Origin of the sequence: Streptomyces sp. 35G-GA-8, from assembly GCF_023534745.1 — a bacterium.
In the GTDB taxonomy this organism is placed as follows: domain Bacteria; phylum Actinomycetota; class Actinomycetes; order Streptomycetales; family Streptomycetaceae; genus Streptomyces.
Genome location: NZ_JAMHJQ010000018.1, coordinates 39660 through 62845, shown reverse-complemented (window position 1 = coordinate 62845; position 23186 = coordinate 39660). Strand labels below are relative to the sequence as shown.

At 70.0% G+C, this 23186-nt stretch carries 24 protein-coding genes; 17 read left to right on the top strand and 7 right to left on the bottom strand.

Annotated elements, in window-relative coordinates; genetic code table 11:
- Nucleotides 1-69 precede the first annotated feature (69 nt).
- The gene (gene meaB, locus M1203_RS32715; RefSeq protein ID WP_249953545.1) at nt 70-1029 is read left to right on the top strand and encodes a methylmalonyl Co-A mutase-associated GTPase MeaB; all 960 of its coding nucleotides are present in this window, start codon (nt 70-72) and stop codon (nt 1027-1029) included.
- Nucleotides 1030-1115: 86 nt separating this feature from the next.
- Here meaB and M1203_RS32710 read toward each other — a convergent pair whose 3' ends face one another.
- On the bottom strand, nt 1116-1907 hold the full coding sequence (locus tag M1203_RS32710) for a PepSY domain-containing protein (RefSeq protein ID WP_249953467.1): 792 nt from the start codon (nt 1905-1907) through the stop codon (nt 1116-1118).
- A 125-nt stretch (nt 1908-2032) separates the two neighbouring features.
- Between M1203_RS32710 and M1203_RS32705 the strand changes: the two genes are divergently transcribed.
- Together M1203_RS32705 and M1203_RS32700 are read left to right on the top strand one after the other, a co-directional pair.
- A complete protein-coding gene (locus M1203_RS32705; protein ID WP_249953466.1) occupies nt 2033-2695 on the top strand; it encodes a response regulator transcription factor in 663 nt (220 codons plus the stop codon).
- Nucleotides 2692-4272, top strand: coding sequence for a HAMP domain-containing sensor histidine kinase (locus M1203_RS32700; protein WP_249953465.1), 1581 nt, complete (start codon nt 2692-2694; stop codon nt 4270-4272). Before M1203_RS32705 ends, M1203_RS32700 begins: the two co-directional genes overlap by 4 nt.
- 63 nt (nt 4273-4335) lie before the next feature.
- On the opposite strand, the gene M1203_RS32695 is transcribed toward M1203_RS32700, so the two are convergent.
- The 4 genes from M1203_RS32695 to M1203_RS32680 all read right to left on the bottom strand — a co-directional run bounded on the left by M1203_RS32695 (nt 4336) and on the right by M1203_RS32680 (nt 7004).
- On the bottom strand, nt 4336-4812 hold the full coding sequence (locus tag M1203_RS32695) for a MarR family winged helix-turn-helix transcriptional regulator (RefSeq protein WP_249953464.1): 477 nt from the start codon (nt 4810-4812) through the stop codon (nt 4336-4338).
- Between the two features lie 115 nt (nt 4813-4927).
- On the bottom strand, nt 4928-5719 hold the full coding sequence (locus M1203_RS32690) for an AIM24 family protein (protein WP_249953463.1): 792 nt from the start codon (nt 5717-5719) through the stop codon (nt 4928-4930).
- Nucleotides 5716-6366, bottom strand: a complete 651-nt coding sequence (locus M1203_RS32685) for an AIM24 family protein (protein WP_249953462.1) — start codon at nt 6364-6366, stop codon at nt 5716-5718. The genes M1203_RS32690 and M1203_RS32685 overlap by 4 nt, the downstream gene beginning before the upstream one ends.
- On the bottom strand, nt 6366-7004 hold the full coding sequence (locus M1203_RS32680; protein ID WP_308404942.1) for an AIM24 family protein: 639 nt from the start codon (nt 7002-7004) through the stop codon (nt 6366-6368). Before M1203_RS32680 ends, M1203_RS32685 begins: the two co-directional genes overlap by 1 nt.
- A 168-nt stretch (nt 7005-7172) precedes the next feature.
- Between M1203_RS32680 and M1203_RS32675 the strand changes: the two genes are divergently transcribed.
- The 4 genes from M1203_RS32675 (at nt 7173) to M1203_RS32660 (ending at nt 11734) form a co-directional block, all read left to right on the top strand.
- Nucleotides 7173-7517: a DUF3817 domain-containing protein gene (locus tag M1203_RS32675; RefSeq protein ID WP_249953461.1), complete on the top strand. Its 345-nt coding sequence runs from the start codon at nt 7173-7175 to the stop codon at nt 7515-7517.
- The gene (locus M1203_RS32670; protein WP_014048385.1) at nt 7514-7807 is read left to right on the top strand and encodes an MTH1187 family thiamine-binding protein; all 294 of its coding nucleotides are present in this window, start codon (nt 7514-7516) and stop codon (nt 7805-7807) included. Before M1203_RS32675 ends, M1203_RS32670 begins: the two co-directional genes overlap by 4 nt.
- Nucleotides 7808-7927: 120 nt before the next feature.
- Complete coding sequence (locus tag M1203_RS32665; protein ID WP_249953543.1) at nt 7928-9751, top strand: glycosyltransferase family 2 protein; 1824 nt, start codon at nt 7928-7930, stop codon at nt 9749-9751.
- A 3-nt stretch (nt 9752-9754) separates the two neighbouring features.
- Nucleotides 9755-11734 (top strand): kelch motif-containing protein, encoded by a 1980-nt coding sequence (locus tag M1203_RS32660; RefSeq protein ID WP_249953460.1) that lies wholly within the window; start codon nt 9755-9757, stop codon nt 11732-11734.
- A 39-nt stretch (nt 11735-11773) separates the two neighbouring features.
- Here the strand turns inward: M1203_RS32660 and M1203_RS32655 are convergent, their stop codons facing one another.
- Nucleotides 11774-12874, bottom strand: a complete 1101-nt coding sequence (locus M1203_RS32655) for a glycoside hydrolase family 6 protein (protein ID WP_249953459.1) — start codon at nt 12872-12874, stop codon at nt 11774-11776.
- Between the two features lie 166 nt (nt 12875-13040).
- Between M1203_RS32655 and M1203_RS32650 the strand changes: the two genes are divergently transcribed.
- The 6 genes from M1203_RS32650 (at nt 13041) to M1203_RS32625 (ending at nt 18071) form a co-directional block, all read left to right on the top strand.
- Nucleotides 13041-13553 carry a MarR family transcriptional regulator gene (locus M1203_RS32650; RefSeq protein ID WP_249953458.1) on the top strand — a complete coding sequence of 171 codons (513 nt, stop codon included), beginning with the start codon at nt 13041-13043 and terminating at the stop codon, nt 13551-13553.
- Nucleotides 13554-13601: 48 nt separating this feature from the next.
- On the top strand, nt 13602-13928 hold the full coding sequence (locus M1203_RS32645) for a DUF3817 domain-containing protein (RefSeq protein WP_249953457.1): 327 nt from the start codon (nt 13602-13604) through the stop codon (nt 13926-13928).
- Between the two features lie 72 nt (nt 13929-14000).
- Nucleotides 14001-15695, top strand: a complete 1695-nt coding sequence (locus M1203_RS32640) for a methylmalonyl-CoA mutase (RefSeq protein WP_249953456.1) — start codon at nt 14001-14003, stop codon at nt 15693-15695.
- A 132-nt stretch (nt 15696-15827) separates the two neighbouring features.
- Entirely contained in the window at nt 15828-16346 is a 519-nt protein-coding gene (locus tag M1203_RS32635) for a MarR family winged helix-turn-helix transcriptional regulator (protein WP_249953455.1), read from the top strand.
- Nucleotides 16343-17251, top strand: coding sequence for an ATP-binding cassette domain-containing protein (locus M1203_RS32630; RefSeq protein ID WP_249953454.1), 909 nt, complete (start codon nt 16343-16345; stop codon nt 17249-17251). Before M1203_RS32635 ends, M1203_RS32630 begins: the two co-directional genes overlap by 4 nt.
- Nucleotides 17211-18071, top strand: a complete 861-nt coding sequence (locus tag M1203_RS32625) for an ABC transporter permease (protein ID WP_249953453.1) — start codon at nt 17211-17213, stop codon at nt 18069-18071. Before M1203_RS32630 ends, M1203_RS32625 begins: the two co-directional genes overlap by 41 nt.
- Nucleotides 18072-18128: 57 nt before the next feature.
- On the opposite strand, the gene M1203_RS32620 is transcribed toward M1203_RS32625, so the two are convergent.
- Complete coding sequence (locus M1203_RS32620) at nt 18129-18734, bottom strand: TetR/AcrR family transcriptional regulator (protein ID WP_249953452.1); 606 nt, start codon at nt 18732-18734, stop codon at nt 18129-18131.
- A 183-nt stretch (nt 18735-18917) separates the two neighbouring features.
- Here M1203_RS32620 and M1203_RS32615 point away from each other — a divergent pair, with 183 nt between their 5' ends.
- The 4 genes from M1203_RS32615 (at nt 18918) to M1203_RS32600 (ending at nt 23144) form a co-directional block, all read left to right on the top strand.
- The gene (locus tag M1203_RS32615) at nt 18918-19901 is read left to right on the top strand and encodes a tetratricopeptide repeat protein (RefSeq protein WP_249953451.1); all 984 of its coding nucleotides are present in this window, start codon (nt 18918-18920) and stop codon (nt 19899-19901) included.
- Nucleotides 19902-20519: 618 nt separating this feature from the next.
- Nucleotides 20520-21152, top strand: a complete 633-nt coding sequence (locus tag M1203_RS32610; protein WP_249953450.1) for a DUF6230 family protein — start codon at nt 20520-20522, stop codon at nt 21150-21152.
- A 104-nt stretch (nt 21153-21256) separates the two neighbouring features.
- Nucleotides 21257-21802 (top strand): DUF6114 domain-containing protein, encoded by a 546-nt coding sequence (locus M1203_RS32605; RefSeq protein WP_249953449.1) that lies wholly within the window; start codon nt 21257-21259, stop codon nt 21800-21802.
- Nucleotides 21792-23144: a hypothetical protein gene (locus M1203_RS32600; RefSeq protein WP_249953448.1), complete on the top strand. Its 1353-nt coding sequence runs from the start codon at nt 21792-21794 to the stop codon at nt 23142-23144. The genes M1203_RS32605 and M1203_RS32600 overlap by 11 nt, the downstream gene beginning before the upstream one ends.
- Nucleotides 23145-23186: the final 42 nt, after the last annotated feature.

Genomic DNA, 23186 nt, shown 5'->3' with positions numbered 1-23186 from the left:
AGCGGGAACGCGCCGCGGGCACGGGTACGGGCCGCGGGCACGGGTACGGATCGAAGGAGCGGAGCTGTGATGCAGGACGTCCCCGAGCTGGTGGCTCAGGCGCGGGAGGGCCGGCCGCGAGCCGTGGCCCGGCTGATCTCACTGGTCGAGGGGGCGTCCCCGCAGCTGCGCGAGGTGATGGCCGCGCTGGCGCCGCTGGCGGGCAACGCCTATGTCGTCGGGGTGACCGGATCGCCCGGTGTCGGCAAGTCGACCTCGACCTCCGCTCTCGTCACCGCGTACCGCAAGGCGGGCAAGCGGGTCGCGGTGCTGGCCGTCGACCCCTCGTCCCCGTTCTCCGGCGGAGCGCTGCTCGGCGACCGTGTGCGGATGTCCGAGCACGCCTCCGACCCCGGCGTCTACATCCGCTCCATGGCCACCCGCGGCCATCTCGGCGGGCTCGCCTGGGCCGCCCCGCAGGCGATCCGGGTGCTGGACGCGGCGGGCTGCGACGTGATCCTGGTGGAGACCGTCGGGGTCGGCCAGTCCGAGGTGGAGATCGCCTCCCAGGCCGACACCTCCGTGGTGCTGCTCGCGCCCGGCATGGGCGACGGCATCCAGGCGGCCAAGGCCGGGATCCTGGAGATCGGCGATGTGTACGTGGTCAACAAGGCGGACCGCGACGGCGCCGACGCGACCGCCCGTGAGCTCAACCACATGCTGGGCCTCGGCGAGGCCCGGGGGCCCGGCGACTGGCGCCCGCCCATCGTCAAGACCGTCGCCGCGCGGGGCGAGGGCATCGACGAGGTGGTGGAGGCCCTGGAGAAGCACCGCGCCTGGCTGGAGGAGCACGGCGCCCTCACCCGGCGCCGCGCCCGCCGCGCCGCCCATGAGGTGGAGACCATCGCCGTCACCACGCTCCGCCGGCGCATCGGCGATCTGCACGGCGACCGGCGGCTGGGCGCGCTGGCGGACCGGATCGTGGCGGGGGAGCTGGACCCGTACACGGCGGCGGACGAACTGGTGGCGGGGCTGACGGACCCGGCGTGACGGCCGGGACACGACGGACCGAACCGCCCGGCCGAGGGGGCCGGGCGGAGTGCGGGTGACCGCGCCGGTGACGCGTCCGGGTCGGCTCAGTCGTCGTAACCGTCGTCGTCCCGGGCGTCGTGGTCGTCCCGGTCGTCTTGACCGTCGTCGTCCCGACTGTCGTCGTCGCCACGGCCGTTGTCGTCCCAGCGGTCGTCATCGCTGTCCACGGTGACCTTGCCGGTCCTGGCGTGGACGTTCAGCTCGTGCGTACGGCCGTCCTTGCCCCGTACGTCGATCTCCCAGCGGCCGTTGTGGTCGTCGTCGATCTCGGCGGAGGTCACCGCCCCGGGTACGGAGGCGAGGGCGGCGGCCGTCGCGCGCCGGACGTCCACCGAGGCGGCGCGCAGCGTGGCACGGTCGTCGCCGTGGTCGTCGTCCCCGTCGTCGTCGCGGTCCACCCGCACCGTGCCGTTGGCCGCGTCGACCCGCAGCTCGTGCCAGCGGTTGTCCTTGCCGAACAGGTCGATCTCCCAGTGGCGGTCCCCGTCGTCGTCCCGCTCGACGGAGGCCACGGCGCCCGGGTACTCCTTCAGCGCCACGGCGGCGGCCTCGCTCGCGGTCAGGCCCGTACCGCTCCCGGCGGCCGGCTGCCGCTTCTCCGGCGCCCGGTCGTCCCTCCTGTCGTCCTTCCCGCTGTCCTTTCCGCCGTTCTGGGAGTCGTCCAGGATGTCGTTCCCGGAGTCGTCCGGCACCGTCCCCAGCTTCGCGACCGGCGTGGGAAGCGTCGCCGTACCCGCGCCCCGGCTGTCGTCGTCTCCCATGGCGACCGCCGTGTAGGTGCCGCCGCCGATCAGTGCCGCCATGGTGATGGCCGCGATGGCGAGATTGCGCTTCATGAGGGTTCCTCCCCGAGTCGGTCCGTGCAGTCCGTGTGGAACGACTTCAATGTGGCGGAGCGAAGCTGAAGCCAGCCTGAAGCCACCTGAAGTGATCTTCAGGTTCGGTTTGGGAAGCTGGGGCCATGCGTTTGTTGATCGTGGAGGACGAGAAGCGGCTCGCGGTGTCGCTCGCCAAAGGGCTGCGGGCCGAAGGCTTCGCCGTCGATGTCGTCCACGACGGCCTCGAAGGGCTGCACCGGGCGGGCGAGGGCGTGTACGACCTGGTCGTGCTCGACATCATGCTGCCCGGCATGAACGGCTACCGCGTCTGCGCCGCACTGCGCGCGGCCGGTCATGACGTACCGATCCTGATGCTCACCGCGAAGGACGGCGAGTACGACGAGGCGGAGGGGCTGGACACCGGCGCCGACGACTATCTGACCAAGCCGTTCTCCTACGTCGTGCTCGTCGCCCGGGTCAAGGCCCTGCTGCGCCGCCGCGGTTCGTCCGGCGCCTCGCCTGTGCTGAGGATCGGGGGCCTCAGCGTCGACACCGCCGCCCGCCGCGTCGTGCGGGACGGGACCGAGGTGGCGCTCACCGCGAAGGAGTTCGCCGTGCTGGAGCAACTGGCGGTCCGGGCGGGGGAAGTGGTCGGCAAACCGGAGATCCTTGAGCACGTCTGGGACTTCGCCTATGACGGCGACCCCAACATCATCGAGGTCTACATCAGCGCCCTGCGGCGCAAGCTCGGGGCCGCGACCATCCAGACGGTGCGCGGCGCCGGCTACCGGCTGGTCGCGTCATGAGCGTGGGCGGACGCCGGTTCGCGTCCTCCGTACGGGCCAGGGCCTCGCTCGGCGCGACGGCCGTCGTGGCGGTCGCGCTGGTGGCCGCCGGGATCGCGGTCGTTCTCTCGCTCCGCTCGAACCTCACCGACGGGGCCGACCGCAGCGCGGATCGGGCGGCCCGCGAAGTCGCCCTGGACATCGCCTCCCTGGTGACCGACCGGGCCTCGTACGCCCGGCTCGATCTGCAGGACAACGCGGAACACCCCGTACAGGTCACCGACGAGGGCGGCAGGCTGCTCGCGGCGACCAAGGGCCTCCAGCGGATCAGTGGTACGGCGGTGTCCGCGGTGACCCCCGCGAAGATCCCCGCCCCGGGGGCGACCGCCGCACCCGGTGATGACGACGACGAGGGCGCCGACGACGACAGCGGCACGGACGACAACGGGGGCGACGACGACGGGGACGACAACGGGCACGGTGACGACGACCCCGCGGTCGGCGAGATAGCCGACCGCTCCTCCTTCACCACCGGCAGCGCGACCGTCGACGGCGAGAGCGGTGAGTACCGTTTCGCCGCCGTCGAGGTGACCGACCGCGCGGGCGAGACGGTCGTCGTCCACGCGGGCGCCTCGCTCGCGGACCGGCAGGCCGCCGTCAACACGACCACCGTCTCCATGCTGCTGGGGCTCCCCGTCCTGCTGCTGGTCGTCGGGGGAGTGACCTGGCTGATGACCCGGCGGGCGTTCCGGCCCGTGGAGGGCATCCGGCGCGAGATGGCGGCCATCACCGCCTCGACGGATCTCTCCCGCCGGGTGCCGGAGCCCGCCTCGGACGACGAGGTGGCCAGGCTGGCCCGTACGACCAATGAGACGCTCACCGCGCTGGAGGCCGCCGTGGAGCGGCAGCGCCGCTTTGTCGCGGACGCCTCGCACGAACTGCGCAGCCCCATCGCCTCGCTCCGTACTCAGCTCGAAGTGGGCGACGCGCACCCGGAGTTGCTGGATGTGCCGGGCGCGGTCGCGGACACCGTACGGCTCCAGCAACTCGCCGCGGATCTGCTGCTGCTGGCCCGGCTGGACGCGGGGGAGCGGCCGGGCCGGGCGCGGTTCGACCTGGGCGCGCTGGTCCGCGAGGAGGTCTCGCAGCGGACCAGGGACCGCGTCCCGGTCACGCTCGATGTCGGGTCGGGGCTCGAAGTGGCCGGGTCGCGGGGGCAGTTGGCCCGGGTGCTGGGGAATCTGCTGGACAACGCCCAGCGGCACACCCGCGCCTCGGTCACCGCGTCCGTGTACCGGTCGGGCGATCAGGTGGTGCTCGCGGTGGCCGACGACGGCTCCGGGGTGCCGGAGGCGGAGCGTGAGCGGATCTTCGAGCGGTTCGTACGGCTCGACGACGCGCGCAGCCGCGACGACGGCGGCGCCGGTCTCGGGCTGGCCATCGCACGCGATGTGGCCGTGCGCCACGACGGGACGCTCACGGTCGGCGGAGCTCGGACGGGCGGCGCCCTCTTCGAGCTGCGCCTGCCCCGTGCGGACGGTACGAGCGCCGACGGCAGCGAAAGCACCGACACCACCGACGCGGCAGCGGGCGCCTGAGCCAAGGGCGGCCCGGCGACGCGGCGGCCGAGCCCTCGACCCGGGCCCGGCGACCGCCCCGTATCAGCTCCTGCCGCGCCGTCCGCGCAGCTGCTCGGCCACCGGCGTCAGCGACGCCCGCAGCTCCGCCAGCGCCTCGGGCGTCAGCAGATCGATGAAGTGCTTGCGTACGGACGCGACATGGTGCGGCGCGACCTTCTGCATGGTCTCCATCCCCTGGTCCGTCAGGACCGCGTACAGCCCGCGCCGGTCGGACTCGCAGTTCTCCCGGCGGACCAGCCCCGCGGTCTCCATCCTGGTGATCTGGTGGGAGAGCCGGCTCTTGGACTGGAGCGTGGTGGCCGCGAGGTCACTCATCCGCATGCGCCGTTCCGCCGACTCCGAGAGATTCACCAGGATCTCGTAGTCGTTCATGGTCAGGCCGAACGGCTGGAGGTCTTTCTCCAGCTGGTGCGTCAGCAGTTTGTTGACATCCAGATGGGTGCGCCAGGCGCACTGCTCAGCGTCGGTCAGCCAGCGGGTGGCGGTCTCGGTCTCCATGTATGGATTCTACCTAAGAAGTTGAAATCTGTACGAAGCCTCCGGATGTGACCCCGCGCACCCGATCACCGGCCAGGGGCGCAGGCGTTCGACGTCACACTCCGCAGACTACCGCTCACAGCCCGAAGCGACGCTGGAGATCGCCGAGCTGCCCCGGCATCCGGGGCGTGGACCCGTGTGACCCCTGATGCCCGGAGTGCCCCGAGGGGGCGCCGCCGCCCGGCACCCCGGGCTCCGTGGTGACCGCGCCCAACGGCTGCTCCGCCATCAGCGCCTCCGAGGACTGCAACAGCACCGTCCCGGCCCCGACGAACTCGAACTGATGCTCCTCGCCCGACGTACCGCCGATCCCCGTCAACGACCTGATCCCGCCCAGCACTCCGGACATATAGCCATGATCGTAGTGGTGGCACGGCGACGGGCAGTCCGCCCAGCCCACCAGCGCCTGCGGATCCACCCGCAGGGGTGGCTCCATGAAGACCACGGGCCCGTTGGACGCGGCCACGAACTTCCCCGTACCGATCAGCGTCAGAAAGCCCGGCACGATCGACTGCTTCAGCGCCAGCGTGGGCTGGTAGGCCAGCAGATTGCCGGACCGGATCGTCAGATTGCCGTCCTCCAGATCGAACGAGTTGACGTCGAAGGCGCGGTCGGCGAGCAGCATCTTGCCGCTGCCCTCCGCCACCACCCAGTCACTGGCGTGCAGCGGTGAGTGGAAGCTCGTACGCATCAGCCGCTCGAACCGGCCGTGGCCGACGCCGTCGAAGGTGATCTGCCCGTAGTAGGCGATCATCTTCCCCTTCTGCAGGAACCACTGGCTCCCCTTCAACTCCACACAGAAGGTGTACGCGTTGACGTTGTCGTCGCTCGGCAGCGTCATCGGGTCATGGATCACGGGCGCGCTCACAGCTTCTCCTCCGACGCCTGGACGTACACCGCGCCACTGCCGCTCAGCTCCAGCTGGAAGGCCTCGCCGGAGCCGCGCCCGACCATGTCGCGCCAGCCGAGCGCCGTGGACAGTTTGTTCCGTACGTCGCCGTGGTGCGCGACATACGCCTGCGGGTCCACATGGACCTCGCGCCCCGGGGCGATGGGCACCTCGATCACCCCGCCGTGCGCCATCACCGCGACCGCGCCATGGCCCTTGAGGGTGGTGGTGAACAGGCCCTGGCCCGTCACCTGTCCCCGCACCATGCCCATGACCCCGCCCTGCGAGCCCATGAACATCGTGCCCTGCTGGAGGGTCCCGTCGAAGGCGAGCAGCCGGTCCGCCTCCACATACAGGGTGTCGCCCGCCAGATTGATGACCTGGATGTGATGGCCGCCATGGCCGAACATCACCGTGCCGCTCCCCTCGACCGTCATCAGCGGGGTCGCCTCATTGGCCACCCGCCGTCCGATCATGGACATCAGACCGCCCTGACCGCCCTGGATGTTGGGGGTGAAGCTGACATCGCCGCGGTACGCGAGCATCGCGCCGCGCTGGCTGAACATCTTCTGGCCGGGCAGGACCGTCGCCTCGACCATCTTCGAGTTGACCTCACGGAACGGCATCAGACATCGCCCCCGATCGTGTTCCGCTCACTGGGCTGTACGTAGACGAGCCCGTCGCCCTCGAAGCGGATCTGGAAGGCCTCGCCCGAGCCCTCGCCCATGAACGTACGGAAGTTGACGCCGGACTGGAACTTCTGCTGGAGGTTCCCCTGGTGCGCGACATAGGCGCCGGGGTCGACGAAGAGCGGGTACTGCGGGGTCACCCGCAGGATCACCGCCTGGCCCTCCGACATGATCGCGGCCTGGCCCATGCCCTCCACGGTGGTCGTGAACAGGCCGGTGCCGGTCGCCCCGCCCCGCAGGCCGGTGAACGATGTGCCCGTACGCAGCCCCGCGTCCGTGCACAGCAGATTGCTCGCCTCGACGAAGAGCTTGTCGCCGTGCAGCGAGACCAGACTGATCTCGCTCGCGCGGTCGGCGAAGTAGCAGGTGCCCTGACCCTTCACCTCCATCACGGTCATCTGTTCGCCGGTGAGCCGGCGGGTCACCATCCCGCGCAGACCCTCACCGCCGCCGGACATCTTCTTGAACGCCATCCGGCCGTCGTACGCGACCATCGAGCCGTTCTTCGCCTTGACGGCGTCGCCGGTCATGTCGACGGCGAGCACCTTGCTGCCTTGCAGTCGGAACTGAGCCACGGATCGAAGGTAACGGGCGGCACTGACAGGGAACAGGGCCCATGGTCCGGGATCACCCCCGACCCGACCCTGATAACGGTCGGGCAAAGCCGGGCTGCCACAATGAGAGCGCGCTTGTGCACACATTCACAAGATCACGTCTGCCCCCGACGCCGAAGGTGCCTCCTCGTGGACATCAAGACCGCCTCCTCCCTCCATCGCCTCCGTCTGGTCTCCGCCCCGGAGGCCGTCTCCTTCCTGCTGCTCCTGGTCTGCTCGGTGCTCAAGCGCACGACGGACTTCAACGCGGTCCCCGTGATGGGCGCCGTCCACGGGCTGCTCTTCGTGCTCTACGTGGTCTTCTGGCTGGACGCCTGGAACCGCACCAAGTGGTCCTTCGGCACCGCGGCCCTCTACTTCGTCCTCTCCGTCCTGCCGGCCGGCGGCTTCTTCGCCGAGCGCAAGCTCAAGCGCGCCGCCGATGACGAGGTCATCGCCTCCCGCGCGCGCCGCGAGGGTACGGTGAACGCATGATCGTCGCCTTCTCGGTGAGCCCGCTGGGCGTGGGGGAGGACGTCGGCGAGTATGTCGCCGACGCCGTCCGGGTCGTCCGCGAGTCCGGGCTGCCCAACCGCACGGACGCCATGTTCACCTCGGTCGAGGGGGAGTGGGACGAGGTGATGGACGTCGTGAAGCGGGCCGTCGCCGCGGTCGAGGCCCGCGCCGGGCGGGTCTCCCTCGTCCTCAAGGCCGATATCCGGCCGGGGGTCACGGACGGGCTCACCTCGAAGGTCGAGACGGTGGAGCGCTACCTCGCCGACTGACTGACCCGTACGCCGTAACCTCCGCACGGAGTACCGCTCGCACGGACGCCTCAAGTCGACACGCGGGTAAATGTCCTTTTTTGTAGGGATATCAATCTGGTGCGACAGCTGGAGGCATCCGTGCGGCCGGAGGGTTCCGAGTACGACTACGACGTCCACAGCTGCCTGGCCGGCCCGCTCAGGGAACCGGACCGGGCCATGGCCTACCGGGTGCGCTACCGGAGTCTGCTCGCGCGGGAACCCCACCGAATAAGAGCCGTCCTGCTGATGGCGCTGGCGCCGCTGCTCTCCGGCGCCCTGCTCGTCTATCTGGTCTGGCCCACCCACCGCACCGAGCGCGAGGGCGCCGACCGCTGGCTGGTGGTCCTCGACCAGGTGATGCTGGGCTCGATCGGGCTCATCGCCCTCTTCATGCTCGTCAACGTCACCTCGGTCGCCCACGCCACGATGGTCGCCAGGGACCCCATACCCGTCCCCGCGGAACCGGGCACCCGCGTCGCGTTCCTCACCACCTACGTCCCGGGCAAGGAACCGCTCGCCATGGTGCGGGCCACGCTCGAAGGAGCCGTACGGCTGCGCCACCCCGGCCCGCTCGACGTCTGGCTGCTGGACGAGGGCGACGACGGCGCGGCCCGGGCGCTCTGCGAGGACCTGGGGGTACGCCACTTCACCCGGCACGGCATACCGGAGTGGAACCGCCGGCGGGGCGTGCACCGGGCACGCACCAAGCACGGCAACTACAACGCCTGGCTCGCCATGCACGGCGAGGACTACGACTTCTTCGCCTCGGTCGACACCGACCACATACCGCTCCCGAACTTCCTGGAGCGGATGATGGGCTACTTCCGCGACCCGGACACCGCGTTCGTCGTCGGCCCCCAGGTGTACGGCAACTACAGCGCGCCGGTCACCAAGGCCGCCGAGTCCCAGCAGTTCCTGTTCCACGCGCTGATCCAGCGGGCCGGCAACCGCTACCACGCCCCGATGTTCGTCGGTACGAACAATGTCGTCCGGATCAGGGCGGTCATGCAGATCGGCGGTCTGTACGACTCGATCACCGAGGACATGGCCACCGGGTTCGAGCTGCACCGCACCAGGAACCCCGTCACCGGCCGGTTCTGGCGCTCCGTCTACACCCCCGACGTACTGGCCGTGGGCGAGGGCCCCGCCTCCTGGACCGACTTCTTCACCCAGCAGCTGCGCTGGTCGCGAGGGACGTACGAGACGCTGCTCAAGCAGTACTGGAAGGCGCCGTTCCGGATGTCGCCCGGCCGGCTGCTCAGCTACACGCTGATGCTCGTCTACTACCCGATGACCGCGATCAACTGGTTCCTCGGCATTCTCAGCTGCGTTCTCTTCCTCTGGTTCGGCGCCTCGGGCACCCAGGTCTCGTCCTCGGTCCTGCTGATGCTCTACAGCGACGCCGCCGCCCTGCAGATCGGGCTCTATCTCTGGAACAGGCGGCACAACGTCTCCCCCCACGAGCCGCGTGGCTCGGGCGGTCTCGCCGGTATGGCGATGTCCGCGCTCTCCGCGCCGGTCTATCTGAGGTCGCTGATCTCGGCCGTACTCCGCACCCGCGGCCGGTTCGTGGTCACCCCCAAGGGCGGCCGGGCGAGCCCCGACCGGCTGATGACCTTCCGGCTCCATCTGTTCTGGGCCGCCGTGCTGATCGCCTCGCTCGTCGCGTCCGTGTTCCTCGGCAACACCCATGCGGCCATGCGCACCTGGGCGGTCCTGGCGCTGGCGATCGCGCTCGCGCCGGTGGGTGTCTGGTGCTGGACGCTGCTCGCCGAGCGCGCCGAGCGCGCCACCGTACGTACCGGCGTGGAAGCCGTCGAGGACCCGGGGCCGGCCCCCGAACCGACCCCGGAACTGGAACTGGAGCTGGCACCGGAAGCGGCGTTCGCCGTGACGCCTGTGACGACGACAGGAGGGAACTGACCCATGTCCCCGCGCTACCGGCCGCGCCGCAGGCCGTCGGAGAAGTTCAAGAGGACGCTGCTCGGCGGCGGAGCGCTGGTGGTGCTGGCCGCCCTCAACGCTCCCGCGGCCTTCTCCTTCGCCCAGGAGAAGTACCACGCCTACAAGATCGCGCAGCCGGGCTACAAACAGCGGTACGGCTCCTGGGAGATCCTCGACGTCCCGAAGGAATACCGTACGAACGCGATCCACGCGGCCCTGCTGCACACCGGCAAGGTGCTGATCATCGCCGGCTCCGGCAACAACCAGAAGAAGTTCGACGAGGGGTCGTTCGACACGATCCTCTGGAACCCGGCCGACAACTCCTTCAAGAAGATCCCCACGCCGGAGGACTTCTTCTGCTCGGGCCACTCCCAACTCCCCGACGGACGGCTGCTGGTGGCGGGCGGCACGGCGCGCTACGAGGTCCTCGACGGCGAGGTGGAGCGGGCCGGCGGCCGGATGCGGGTCAAGAACGAGAACCCCGACCGGGCCTACACCTTCAAGAAGGGCACCCGCTTCCGCTCCCCCTCGGGCGTCGAGTTCATCAGCAAGTTCGATGTCGACGTGCCCAGGGCGAAGAAGGAACTCAAGGTCGGGTACGGGCAGGGCGGCCGGATGCTGCCCTGGCGTACGAAGGTGACGGCAGGCGAGGCGCGGGTGTTCGTGGAGGCGGCCGAGAAGGGCCCGCGAGGGCTGACCACCCAGGCCGCGCAGTACGAGATCGTCGGGCTCACGGGCAAGGACGCGGACAATCTCTACGGCCTCGCGCAGAAACTCACCACGGAGAAGCAGGACTTCCAGGGCATCAGATCCGCGTACGAGTTCGACCCCAGGGCCGAGAAGTACGTCCCGGTGAACCCGATGAAGGAAGCCCGCTGGTACCCCACCTTGGTGACGCTGGACAACGGGAAGGTGCTGGCCGTCTCCGGTCTCGACGATGTCGGCGCCGTACTCACCGGGGACAACGAGCTGTACGACCCGGCCACCAAGGAGTGGTCCCAGGGCCCCACCCGCTACTTCCCGACCTATCCCGCGCTCTTCCTCACCAAGGGCGGCAAGCTGTTCTACTCGGGCTCCAACGCGGGATACGGGCCCGCCGAGAAGGGCCGGCAGCCGGGGCTCTGGGACCTCACGAAGAACACCTTCACCGAGGTCGGCGGGCTCACCGATCAGGACCAGACGGAGACCTCGGCCTCCCTGATGCTGCCGCCGGCGCAGGACCAGCGGGTGATGGTGCTCGGTGGCGGGGGCGTCGGTGAGTCCTCCAAGGCCACCAGCCGCACGGCGATCGTCGACCTCAAGCAGGACAGCCCGGCCTTCCAGGAAGGGCCCAGGCTGCCGCAGGGCACCCGCTATCTGAGCAGCGTGCTGCTCCCTGACGACACGGTGTTCACCACCGGCGGCTCCTCCGACTACCGCGGGCGCAGCGCCAGCGACATCCTCAAGGCGCAGTTCTACGAGCCGCGGACCAATACGTTCCGGCCGGCCGCCGACCCGACCGTGGGGCGCAACTACCACTCGGAGGCGCTGCTGCTGCCCGACGGCCGAGTGGTCACCTTCGGCTCCGACCCGCTCTTCCGCGACGCGGACAACACCCGGCTCGGCACCTTCGAACAGCGTGTGGAGATCTATACGCCGCCCTATCTTCAGGGCGACAGGGCCGGTGCGAACAGACCGGCGCTGGGGGAGGGCCCGAAGGAGGTCGACCTCAACGGCCGGGCCACCTTCCGCGCCGCCCGGCCCGACCGGATCGTGAAGGCGAGGCTGATGCGGCCGAGCGCCGTGACCCACACGACGGATGTGGAGCAGCGCTCGATCGAGCTGGCACTCACGAAGAGCAAGGACGCGGTGACCGTCGAGGTGCCGAAGGACCGGGCGTTGGTGCCGCCGGGCTGGTACATGCTCTTCGTCACCGACTCCGACGGCGTCCCGTCCCGGGCGAAGTGGGTCCGGGTGGACTGATCCGGGTGGACCGAGACGAGTACGCCCGAGCCAAAGACACTAGGTCTTGTCCTTCGCCTCGTTCGTGTCCTTCGTCCTGAGGGCGAGGCCCAGCGCGTAGTCGGGCCACCACGTACCGGCCGCCGGGCCGCCGCGGCAGGGGCCGTCCGAGTCGCCGGGGCGCTTGATCCAGAGATAGGCGTCCAGCAGCTCGTTGCCGGTGTTGGTGGTGGGCGGTGAGCCGAGTGCCCGGCCCGGCGGGTTGCACCAGGACTCGTCCCGGTTGCCCCGCAGCGGGCCCGCGCCGTTCCTGCTGGTGTCGATGGTGAAGTGGACATCGCCGAGCAGCCCCGAGAGCCGGGTGCCGTACGCCTTGACCACGTCGTTCGTCTGGAAGTTGGAGACATTGAGCGAGAAGCCGTCGGCCGAGGCGATCCCGGCCCGCCGAAGCGGCTCGGTGAGCCTGGCGGGGTCGGAGATCCAGTCCGGATTGCCGGCGTCCAGATAGACCCTGGTACGCGGCTGCCGCTTGAGCCTGTCGATGGCGTGGGCGAGCAGCTCGTACCGCTCGTCATGATGCTCCGCCGGGGTGCAGCCGTCCGTCAGATGCGGGATGGCGTCCGGCTCCAGGATCACGATGGCCTCGGCGTCGCCGATGGCCTCGGCGAAGGCGCCGATCCAGTCGCGGTAGTACTGGGCGTCATGGGCGCCGCCCGCGGAGTAGAGCCCGCAGTCGCGGTGGGGGATGTTGTACGCGACGAGGACGGCCGTGCTCCTGGTGGCCTTCGCGCCGCGTACGACCCGGTCGATCCCGGGCTCGGGGTTGTCACCGGCCGGCCATTCGGCCACCGCGCGTTCGGAGATCCGCCGCAGGGCCTTCGCGTCGTCCGCGCGTCCCTGCTTCTCCCACACCCGGACCTGGCGGGCCGCGTCGCTCTCCGGGTCGATCCAGAAGGGCGAGGAGGTGGTGGGGTCGGCTTCGCCCCGGAGCGCGGAGGGGCCGGTCCGCCCGGCCCGCTCGGTCCGTTCGACGGAGTCCTCCCGGGCTTCGGGGGAGCAGCCGGTGGCCGTCAGCGCCAGCGCCGCCGCGACGGCGGCGCTGGCGAGCGAGCGCGGGCGGCGGCGCGTTGCGTACGGGCGGTGTGGTCCCCGGCTGGACATCCAGCCCCCTCGGAAGATGACTGGGCAGTGACAAGACCGGCATATCGTTACATAACACTGCATGGACTGTGAGGTGCGACACCTGCCGGGGCGGCCGAGCCGACCGAACGGACCGAAGTGCGAGACAGGCCCCGCCGCCAAGTGACCTCTCGGTAGGGTCGGGGTCGTGCCGAAACCGCTCAGCCTTCCCTTCGATCCCATCGCCCGCGCCGACGAACTCTGGCAGCAGCGCTGGGGGCCCATGCCGGCCATGGCGGCGATCACCTCGATCATGCGCGCGCAACAGATCCTGCTGGCGGGCGTGGACGCGGTGGTCAAGCCGTACGGGCTGACGTTCGCCCGGTACGAGGCACTGGTGCTGCTCACCTTCTCCAAGGCGGGCGAGCTGCCGATGTCCAAGATCGGCGAGCGGCTGATGGTCCATCCGACGTCGGTCACCAACACCGTCGACCGGCTGGTGAAATCCGGTCTGGTCGACAAGCGGCCCAACCCGAACGACGGCCGCGGCACGCTCGCGTCCATCACCGACAAGGGCCGCGAGGTGGTGGAGGCGGCCACCCGCGATCTGGTGGAGATGGACTTCGGGCTCGGGGCGTACGACGCGGAGGAGTGCGCGGAGATCTTCGCGATGCTCCGCCCGCTGCGGGTGGCGGCCAGGGACTTCGACGACGCGGGCTGAGCCGGGGGGCCCGTCGGCGCCGGAAAGGCCCGGGATACGCTCGGGGCCATGAAACAGAGCGTGCTGTCCCGCTACCGGGTGATGGCGTACGTCACCGCCGTATGGCTGCTGGTCTTCACCGTGGCGATCATCCTGAAGTACGGATTCGACACCGGCGACACGATGCTGATCTCCCAGATCCACGGTGTGCTGTTCATCGTGTACGTCGTCTTCGCCTTCGACCTGGGCTCCAAGGCGAAGTGGCCCTTCGGCAAGCTCCTCTGGGTGCTGGCCGCCGGCTGTATCCCGGTCGCGTCGTTCTTCGTCGAGCCGAAGATCACCCGCGAGGTCCGGCCGCTGGTCACGGACCGCGAGCCCGCCACCGCCGAGGCCTGACGGCCCCGCCCGCACGAGGTGTGGGCGGTTTGGCATCGACATTTACTTGGACGTCCTAGTAAATTTGAAGGCATGGACGCCATGGAGGAGGGCCGCCTGCGCTGGCAGGCCCGGTACGACAAGGCCCGCAAGCGCGACGCGGATTTCAGCACGCTCTCCGGTGACCCGGTGGAGCCGGTCTACGGGCCCAGGCCCGGTGACACCTATGAGGGCTTCGAGCGGATCGGCTGGCCCGGGGAGTATCCCTTCACCCGGGGGCTGCACCCCACCGGCTACCGCGGCCGGACGTGGACGATCCGCCAGTTCGCCGGATTCGGCAACGCCCAGCAGACCAACGAGCGCTACAAGACGATCCTGGCCAACGGCGGAGGCGGCCTCTCCGTCGCCTTCGACATGCCGACGCTCATGGGCCGCGACTCCGACGACCCGCGCTCGCTCGGCGAGGTCGGCCACTGCGGGGTCGCCATCGACTCCGCCGCCGACATGGAGATCCTTTTCGGTGGGATCCCGCTCGGCGAGGTCACCACCTCGATGACCATCAGCGGCCCCGCGGTGCCGGTCTTCTGCATGTACCTGGTCGCGGCGGAGCGCCAGGGCGTCGATCCGGCCATACTCAACGGCACGCTCCAGACGGACATCTTCAAGGAGTACATCGCGCAGAAGGAGTGGCTGTTCCAGCCCGAGCCGCATCTGCGTCTGATCGGCGATCTGATGGAGCACTGCGCCACCTCCATCCCCGCGTACAAGCCGCTCTCCGTCTCCGGGTACCACATCCGCGAGGCCGGGGCGACGGCCGCGCAGGAGCTCGCGTACACCCTCGCGGACGGCTTCGGCTATGTGGAGCTGGGGCTGAGCCGGGGCCTGGACGTGGACACCTTCGCGCCCGGTCTCTCCTTCTTCTTCGACGCCCATCTCGACTTCTTCGAGGAGATCGCCAAGTTCCGCGCGGCCCGCCGGATCTGGGCACGCTGGATGAAGGAGGTGTACGGCGCGCGGACCGACAAGGCGCAGTGGCTGCGTTTCCACACCCAGACGGCGGGTGTCTCGCTCACCGCGCAGCAGCCGTACAACAACGTCGTGCGGACGGCGGTGGAGGCGCTGGCGGCCGTCCTCGGCGGCACGAACTCCCTGCACACCAACGCGCTGGACGAGACCCTCGCCCTGCCCAGCGAGCAGGCCGCCGAGATCGCGCTCCGCACCCAGCAGGTGCTGATGGAGGAGACGGGCGTCGCGAACGTGGCCGACCCGCTGGGCGGCTCCTGGTTCATCGAGCAGCTGACCGACCGGATCGAGGCCGACGCCGAGAAGATCTTCGAACAGATCAAGGAGCGCGGTCTGCGCGCCCACCCGGACGGACAGCACCCGATCGGCCCCATCACCTCCGGCATCCTGCGGGGGATCGAGGACGGCTGGTTCACCGGCGAGATCGCCGAGTCCGCGTTCCGGTACCAGCGGTCGCTGGAGAAGGGCGACAAGCGGGTCGTCGGCGTCAATGTCCACCATGGCTCGGTCACCGGCGATCTGGAGATCCTGCGGGTCAGCCATGAGGTCGAGCGCGACCAGGTCCAGGTCCTGGCCGAGCGCAAGGGCGCCCGGGACGACGCCCGGGTCCGTACGGCCCTGGAGGCCATGCTGAGCGCCGCCCGCGAAGGCTCGAACATGATCGCCCCGATGCTGGAGGCGGTACGGGCCGAGGCGACGCTCGGCGAGATCTGCGGCGTGCTGCGCGAGGAGTGGGGGACGTACACGGAACCGCCCGGCTTCTGAGGTCGCCCGGCTGCCGAGCCACCCGGCCTCCGCAGCCGCTTCCTCTTCTCGCCTCCTCCTTCTCCTCTGTTCTCCTCTCCTCTCCTTCTCCTCTCCTCGTGAATACCTCTGAGTGAGAGCTAAAATGGTGGTATGGCCACGGAGGAGTTCCCCGACTCGCTCGCGGTCGTCCTCGCGGGCGTCCAGCGGATGATCCGGCGGCGGCTGCGCGAGGGCTCCCCCGTGCCGCCGCTGCGCGGCGCGCAGATCGAGCTGTTGCGGCTGGTCGCGGCCCGTCCGGGGATCCGGGTGTCGGACGCCGCCAAGGAGCTGTTCCTGGCCGGCAACTCGGTCTCCACCCTGGTCAATCAGCTCGGCCGGGCCGGCTATCTCCTGCGTGAGACCGACCCGGAGGACCGGCGCTCGGCGCGTCTGCTACCCACCCCGGCGGCCGAGGCGCGGCTGAGCGAATGGGAATCGCGCCGCCGCGCGCTCCTGCGCGAGCAGGTGGAACATCTGTCGGACGAGGACCGCGCGGCGCTGATGGCGGCCCTTCCGGCACTGCGCGGGCTCGCCGAGAACCTGCACGACGGAGGAGCGCGAGCAGAGGCGGTGCGAGCAGAGGCGGCGGGGGGAGTGGGAACGGGGGGACGGAGAGCGGAGGGAACATGACCGACACACCGTTCACCGGCGACGCCGGGCCGGACGGCGTGGACCCCGCCGGGCCCGACGCCGTCAGCTGCCGCGGGCTGGACTACGCGTTCGGCGAGACCAGGGCCGTCCAGGACCTCGACCTCTCGGTCCACGCGGGCGAGGTCTTCGGGCTGCTCGGTCCGAACGGCGCGGGCAAGACCACCGCGATCCGCTGCATCACCACCCTGCTGCCCGTACCGACGGGCATGGTGCGGGTGTTCGGGCACGACGCGGCGAAGGAGAAGATGGCGGTACGCCGCCTGCTGGGCTACGTACCCCAGCAACTGTCCGCCGACGCCGCGCTGACGGGCCGCGAGAACGTGACGCTGTTCGCCCGGGTCTTCGACGTCCCGCGCCGCGAGCGGTCGGAACGGGTCGCGCAGGCGCTGGCCGCCGTCGATCTGACCGCCGCGGCCGACCGGATGGCCAAGACGTACTCCGGCGGCATGATCCGTCGGCTCGAACTCGCCCAGGCGCTGGTCAGCGCGCCCAGACTGCTCATGCTCGACGAGCCGACGATCGGCCTCGACCCGATCGCCCGCACCAGCGTCTGGGAGCGCATCAACGCCGTACGGCGGGCCACGGGCATGACCGTGCTGGTGACCACGCACTACATGGACGAGGCCGACCAGTACTGCGACCGCGTCGCGCTGATGCACCACGGGCGGATTCACGCGCTCGGCACCCCCGGTGAGCTGAGGGCCGAGCTGCGCGAGCGCCGCGCGGCGTCGGGTGCGTCTGGTGCCCCGGGCTCGGGCGGGAAGGACGCACTGCCGACGCTGGAGGACGTCTTCAGGGATGTGGCAGGCAGCGGTCTCGACGAGGAGGGAGGCGACTTCCGAGATGTCAGGAGCACCCGCCGCACCGCGTCCCGCGTCGGCTGAGGAGACCGGTACCGGCCGGCTGGACCTGCTGCTCGTACCGCCCCGTGCCCGCACCGGCTGGCGGGTGCTGACCGCCAGGGTCGTCGCGATGTGCGTGGTCGAGCTGCAGAAGCTGCGGCACGACCGGACCGAGCTGTACACCCGGGCCGTTCAGCCCGCGCTCTGGCTGCTGATCTTCGGTGAGACCTTCACCCGGATCAAGGCCATCCCCACCGGCGGCATTCCGTATATCGACTTTCTCGCGCCCGGCATCATCGCCCAGTCCGCGATGTTCATCGCGATCTTCTACGGCATCATGATCATTTGGGAGCGGGACGCCGGTATTCTGACCAAACTGCTGGTCACGCCGACCCCCAGAGCCGCGCTCATCAGCGGCAAGGCGTTCGCCTCCGGGGTGAAGGCGCTGATCCAGGCGGTGGTGGTGATCGTCATCGCCGCGGCCCTGGGCGTCGGTCTGACCTGGAACCCGCTGCGGCTGCTCGGGGTCGCCGTCGTGGTGGTCCTCGGCTCGGCGTTCTTCTCCTGTCTGTCGATGACGATCGCCGGGATCGTGCTGACGCGCGATCGGCTGATGGGTATCGGGCAGGCCATCACCATGCCGCTCTTCTTCGCCTCGAACGCCCTCTATCCGGTGGCGATCATGCCCGGCTGGCTCCAGGTGCTGAGCAAGATGAACCCGCTGAGCTACCAGGTCGACGCGTTGCGCGGGCTGTTGCTCGGTACGCCGTCCCATCTGCTGCTCGACTTCGGTGTACTGCTGGGGGCGGCGGCCGTGGGCATCGCGGCGGCCTCGTCGCTGCTGGGACGGCTGGCCCGCTGACGCGCCCGGCACGCCTGAGCCGGGCGCGCACGCCCGAGTCAGTCCTGTATGTCCGAGTCAGTCCTGTACGGCGGCCAGACCGCCGAGCAGCAGGGCCGTGAACATGCGCGCCCACTCCTCGTCGACCGGCACCGCGCTGACCAGGGTGCGGTGGACCACCGCGCCGGCGATCACATCGAAGATCAGGTCCGCCGTACGGGCCGCCCGCACGGCGTCCGGCTCGCGGGGGAGTTCACCGCGGCTCTGGGCGCGCTCGCGGCCCAGCAGCACCAGCCGCTTCTGGCGGTCGACGATCGAGGCGCGGATACGGGCCCGCAGCGCCTCGTCCCGGGTGGACTCCGCGACCACCGCCATCAGGGCCGTCTTGGTCTCGGGCCGTTCCAGCAGCGCCGCGAACTGGACGACCACGCCCTCGACATCGGCCGCCAGGCTGCCCCGGTCCGGCAGCTCCAGCTCGTCGAAGAGCACCGCGACCGCGTCCACGACCAGCTCGCTCTTGGCCGGCCACCGCCGGTAGAGCGTGGTCTTGGCGACGCCCGCCCGGGTCGCCACATCGCCCATCGTCAGCTTGGACCAGCCCAGCTCACCCAGCGCGGCCCGGGTCGCCGCCAGGATGGCGGAGTCGGCCTCGGCGCTGCGAGGGCGCCCTCTTCGACTGCACATGACGGCGACCATACCGGCCAGTAGCCCAGGCGCTGTGAGCCAGTTCACCGGATGGATCTTCCCCGCCATGCCGCCCGGCCGTTACGCTACGGGCCGTAGCGAAAGCGGAGTCCGGTACGCCCGTCACGCGGCGGTGGGCCTACCGCTTTTCAGAAGTGTGCGCGGAGGGGGGAGGATGTACTCATGCAGCCTAGGAACATGTCCATGAGCGGCGTCGTCGACCTCGCCGCTGTGAAGGCGGCCGGTGAGGCCAAGGCGAAGGCGGAGCAGGCCCGCGCGGAGGCGGCCCGTCAGGGCGGCACCGCTGCCGTACCCCCCTCCAGTCTGGTGATCGACGTCGATGAGGCGGGCTTCGAGCGCGATGTCCTCCAGCGTTCCACCGAAGTCCCGGTCGTCATCGACTTCTGGGCCGAGTGGTGCGAACCCTGCAAGCAGCTCAGCCCGGTGCTCGAACGGCTGGCGCGTGAGTACAACGGCCGGTTCGTCCTCGCCAAGATCGATGTCGACGCCAATCAGATGCTGATGCAGCAGTTCGGGATCCAGGGCATCCCCGCGGTCTTCGCGGTGGTGGCGGGACAGGCGCTGCCGCTCTTCCAGGGCGCGGCCCCCGAGGCCCAGATCCGGGGGACCCTGGACCAGTTGATCCAGGTCGGCGAGGAGCGTTTCGGGCTGACCGGCATCGCGGTCGACCCCGGCGCGGAGACGGACGCGGGGGACGGCGCCGAGCAGGAGGCCGTCGAGCCGGAGGGACCGTACGACGCCCTGCTGGAGGCGGCCGTACGCGCGCTGGACGCCAATGACTTCGCCGGCGCCTCGCGGGCGTACCGCGACGTACTGGCCGACGACCCCGGCAACTCGGAGGCCAGGCTCGGCCTCGCCCAGGCCGAACTGCTCGCGCGCGTACAGGACATGGACCAGGCGCGGGTACGTAAGGACGCGGCGGACAAGCCCGGCGATGTCCAGGCGCAGATCGCGGCGGCCGACCTCGATCTGGTCGGCGGACATGTGGAGGACGCCTTCGGCCGGCTGGTCGAGGCCGTGCGCCGGACGGCCGGTGACGACCGGGAGGCGGCGCGGGTGCGGCTGCTGGAGCTGTTCGAAGTGATCGGCGGGGACGACTCCAGGGTGACGGCGGCGCGTTCGGCTCTGGCGAGGGTTCTTTTCTGATGCGTTGAGGTAGTTGAGGTATTCGCCGGTTTCACGGTCGCCGACTCCGCGGTGTGCTCGCGGATTTGGCGACGCGGCGACGACAGCGGTCGCGCTTTACCAAAACTTGGTAAAAGCGGCCGCTGTTACTCGCAGTAAATCGACCCCCTTGCCCTGTCCCGCTATGAGGGACAATCGCCGCTTCTGTCGCACCGTTGGGTCACACCCTGTGTGGCCGCCCGATACCGCCGGGTCGCCCGCTGGTTATCGGGCCGTTACTAGCCAGTAACGAACCCCCTTGTGTCCCGGGCGCGAATGCACCACGATCGGCGACGCTCGGTCCAATTCCGCACCAGCACGGCAGCCAGCCGCGCCGTCGGTCCTGGGTCCCCACCGAGCGGACCGGCGGCAGCGTCCGCCGGCCCGGACAGGGGGGTTCCTGCCTACCCGGCAGGGCCTGTCCAGAGGTTGCGCGAAGGCGTGGCCAGTGGTTGTCGCTCGGGGGTGATCGCCGGTGGTTCCGGACGCGGTTGGCGCCTCGGGCACGGGCGCTCTCCTTACCGAGGACGTAGCACTTCTCCCATCCCAGGACGGGCTCCCACCCGATCCGGAGATGTACGTCCGAGAAGGAGGACATTCATGGAGTCCCAAGTTCGAGGCGGGACCAGATGGCGGCGGTTCGCCGTCGTCATGGTGCCGAGTGTGGCCGCGACCGCGGCGATAGGTGTCGCGCTCGCACAGGGGGCGTTGGCCGCGTCGTTCAGCGTGTCGGGGCAGAGTTTCAAGGTGACCGCCGACAAGCTGGTCGGCCAGAACTTCGTGCAGTACGGCGGTGTCGCCGAGGGTGTCGACTCCAAGGGCAACAAGGTCTCGCACCCGGTGGCCGTCTCGGGGTTCAAGACCGCCCAGATCACGAACATGTGCCAGTCCGTGGTCACCCCGCTGTTCGGTACCAGTGTGACGCTGGTGCTCAAGGCCGGTGACAAGGGCACGAAGATCCGGGCGGAGAACCTCTACCTCGACGTCGAATCGCTCGACGCCGACGCGGAGTTCAAGAACATCGACATCGGTGTGGCGGCCGGCTCCACGAAGACCCCCGGCATCCAGCCGGGGACGAAGGCGGACCCGAACGGCTTCGCCCAGCAGGCCGATGAGGCGATTCTGAGGGACGTGGAGCAGACCGCGTGGGCGACCACCGCGGGCACGTTCAAGCTGCCTGACCTCAATCTGAGGCTCAACGTCGGCGACCCCAAGAAATACGAGTGCTACTAGATACCACCGCCGGGTGGGCCGGGCGGTCCCCTGACTGTTCGGCCCACCCGTCCCCCCGTCTCTGATCGCAATACCGCATACCGCTTTCCAGGGAGCTGTTTTCCATGAGCGCCGAGTCCACAGGTTCCCGCGGATTCACCTACTGGCGGCTTCGGTTCCGCGCCTGGCGTGGCGCCCGGCCGTTCTGGGCGGGTCTGTTCACTCTTCTCGGCGGGCTGCCGATCGCCTATTTCCCCTATGCCCAGCTCCATCTCGGCAATCTGACCCTGGCCATGTCCACCACGGCCGGCGCGGGTTCGCTGATCATCGGCGTACTGCTGGTGACCCTGGGCCTGACGATGTGGTTCCAGAGCATCGTCCGGGTCTTCGCCGGTGTCGCCGCCATTCTGCTGGCGCTGGTATCGATCCCGGTCTCCAACATCGGCGGCTTCCTGTTGGGCTTCCTGCTCGCCATGCTCGGCGGCGCGCTCTCGATCTCCTGGGCACCCGACAAGTGGGTCAGGCCGGCCGTCGAGCTCGACACCCCCCACGAGGCACCGGAGTCCGACGGCGACGGTGACCCCTTCTTCCCCGGTCCGCGCGACGGGGAGGACCCGAACGTGACGGATACGACTGCCCATGCCAACGGCGGGAGGAACAGTGCGGGGTGACAGCACGCAGCGAGTCGCGGCCGGAGGCGATGATTCCCGGGTGAGAAAAGGGCCGCGACACGCGGCCCCCAAGAAGTCGCTCCTGACCAAGCTCCAGATACCCGCCGGCAAGGCGATGGCGCTGGCGGCGATGCCGACGGCCGTCTTCGTGGGCATGGGGCTCACGCCCCGGCTCGCGCTGGCCGACGACAGCAAGGACATCCCCTTCGCGCCGGGGCCGTGCGTGACCCGCTCGGACGAGCCGTCCGCCTCGGCGTCGGAGTCGCCCGGTCCCACGCCGACCGCGTCGGAGTCGGCGTCGCCGGAGCCGGGCGGGTCACCGTCGGAGCCGGGGTCGCCGGAGCCGACGGCGAGCGGGAGTTCAGCGTCGGAATCCGGGGATTCAGGTTCCTCGGACTCCGCAACGTCGGACTCGCAGCGGCCCGCCGACGAGCGGCCCGCCGACGAGTCGTCCGGACCGGACTCGACCCCGGCCCCCACGGAGTCCAGGAACCCGCTGGACCCGCTGGGGCTGGGAGACGCGCTGGGAGACCTCCTCGGCGTACCGGACAAGGACACGGGCAAGACGAGCAGCCCGGCGCCCAGTACCTCCGCCACACGGAAGCCGGACACCGAACCGTCCACGAAACCGACGTCCGAGCCGGGGAGTTCCGGGACGGAGGGCCCGGCGGACGGCTCCACCGACGACAAGGGGACGAGCGACGCATCGGCCGACAAGGCCGTCGACGAAACCAAGGACGCCATCAAGGACGCGGCGGACAAGGTCGGCGCCGAGGTCGAGGAGCTGGACGAGGACGCGAAGGGGCTCGACGCCCGTAAGGACGACGACATCCCGGCGGGCGCGGACGGCAAGGAGCCCTTCCCCTGCCCGACGGCCGACCCCGAGGCCCTGGCCGCGGCCGAGCAGGAGCAGGGCATTCCGCTGCTGCCCGACGACCCCTGGACGCTGCACAGTTCACTGCTGACGCTGCGTGGCCTGGACTACAAGGGGATCGTCGAGGTGAAGACCGGCAGCGGCAAGATCAAGAAGGCGCTGAAGTTCACCTCCACCTCGGTGGACATCAAGGACCTGCACCAGACCCTCGTCTACCCCCAGGGCAGGACGGCGCATGTGAAGGCGCGCGAAGGCTCCACGTCCACGATCCGCGACGGCGAGGTGACAATGTACACGGAACGGCTCAAGGGCAACCTCTTCGGCCTCATCCCGATCACCTTCAGCCCGGAGACCCCGCCCCCGCTGAACATCCCGTTCGCCTTCTTCACCGACGTCGAGGTGACCCAGGCGGGCCAGTTCGGCGGCACGCTCACGGTCCCCGGCCTCCAGAACTACCTCACGAACTGACCTGAATCCCCCGTGAGCCGCGGGGAGGACTGTGGCCCGCAC

Excerpts from the sequence above, each read along its gene's own strand:
- meaB (WP_249953545.1), top strand. The coding sequence starts at position 70 with ATGCAGGACGTCCCCGAGCTGGTGGCTCAGGCGCGGGAGGGCCGGCCG.
- M1203_RS32710 (WP_249953467.1), bottom strand. The coding sequence starts at position 1,907 with ATGAAGCGCAATCTCGCCATCGCGGCCATCACCATGGCGGCACTGATC.
- M1203_RS32705 (WP_249953466.1), top strand. The coding sequence starts at position 2,033 with ATGCGTTTGTTGATCGTGGAGGACGAGAAGCGGCTCGCGGTGTCGCTC.
- M1203_RS32700 (WP_249953465.1), top strand. The coding sequence starts at position 2,692 with ATGAGCGTGGGCGGACGCCGGTTCGCGTCCTCCGTACGGGCCAGGGCC.
- M1203_RS32695 (WP_249953464.1), bottom strand. The coding sequence starts at position 4,812 with ATGGAGACCGAGACCGCCACCCGCTGGCTGACCGACGCTGAGCAGTGC.
- M1203_RS32685 (WP_249953462.1), bottom strand. The coding sequence starts at position 6,366 with ATGCCGTTCCGTGAGGTCAACTCGAAGATGGTCGAGGCGACGGTCCTG.
- M1203_RS32670 (WP_014048385.1), top strand. The coding sequence starts at position 7,514 with ATGATCGTCGCCTTCTCGGTGAGCCCGCTGGGCGTGGGGGAGGACGTC.
- M1203_RS32660 (WP_249953460.1), top strand. The coding sequence starts at position 9,755 with ATGTCCCCGCGCTACCGGCCGCGCCGCAGGCCGTCGGAGAAGTTCAAG.
- M1203_RS32655 (WP_249953459.1), bottom strand. The coding sequence starts at position 12,874 with ATGTCCAGCCGGGGACCACACCGCCCGTACGCAACGCGCCGCCGCCCG.
- M1203_RS32645 (WP_249953457.1), top strand. The coding sequence starts at position 13,602 with ATGAAACAGAGCGTGCTGTCCCGCTACCGGGTGATGGCGTACGTCACC.
- M1203_RS32640 (WP_249953456.1), top strand. The coding sequence starts at position 14,001 with ATGGACGCCATGGAGGAGGGCCGCCTGCGCTGGCAGGCCCGGTACGAC.
- M1203_RS32635 (WP_249953455.1), top strand. The coding sequence starts at position 15,828 with ATGGCCACGGAGGAGTTCCCCGACTCGCTCGCGGTCGTCCTCGCGGGC.
- M1203_RS32630 (WP_249953454.1), top strand. The coding sequence starts at position 16,343 with ATGACCGACACACCGTTCACCGGCGACGCCGGGCCGGACGGCGTGGAC.
- M1203_RS32625 (WP_249953453.1), top strand. The coding sequence starts at position 17,211 with ATGTCAGGAGCACCCGCCGCACCGCGTCCCGCGTCGGCTGAGGAGACC.
- M1203_RS32620 (WP_249953452.1), bottom strand. The coding sequence starts at position 18,734 with ATGTGCAGTCGAAGAGGGCGCCCTCGCAGCGCCGAGGCCGACTCCGCC.
- M1203_RS32615 (WP_249953451.1), top strand. The coding sequence starts at position 18,918 with ATGCAGCCTAGGAACATGTCCATGAGCGGCGTCGTCGACCTCGCCGCT.
- M1203_RS32610 (WP_249953450.1), top strand. The coding sequence starts at position 20,520 with ATGGAGTCCCAAGTTCGAGGCGGGACCAGATGGCGGCGGTTCGCCGTC.
- M1203_RS32605 (WP_249953449.1), top strand. The coding sequence starts at position 21,257 with ATGAGCGCCGAGTCCACAGGTTCCCGCGGATTCACCTACTGGCGGCTT.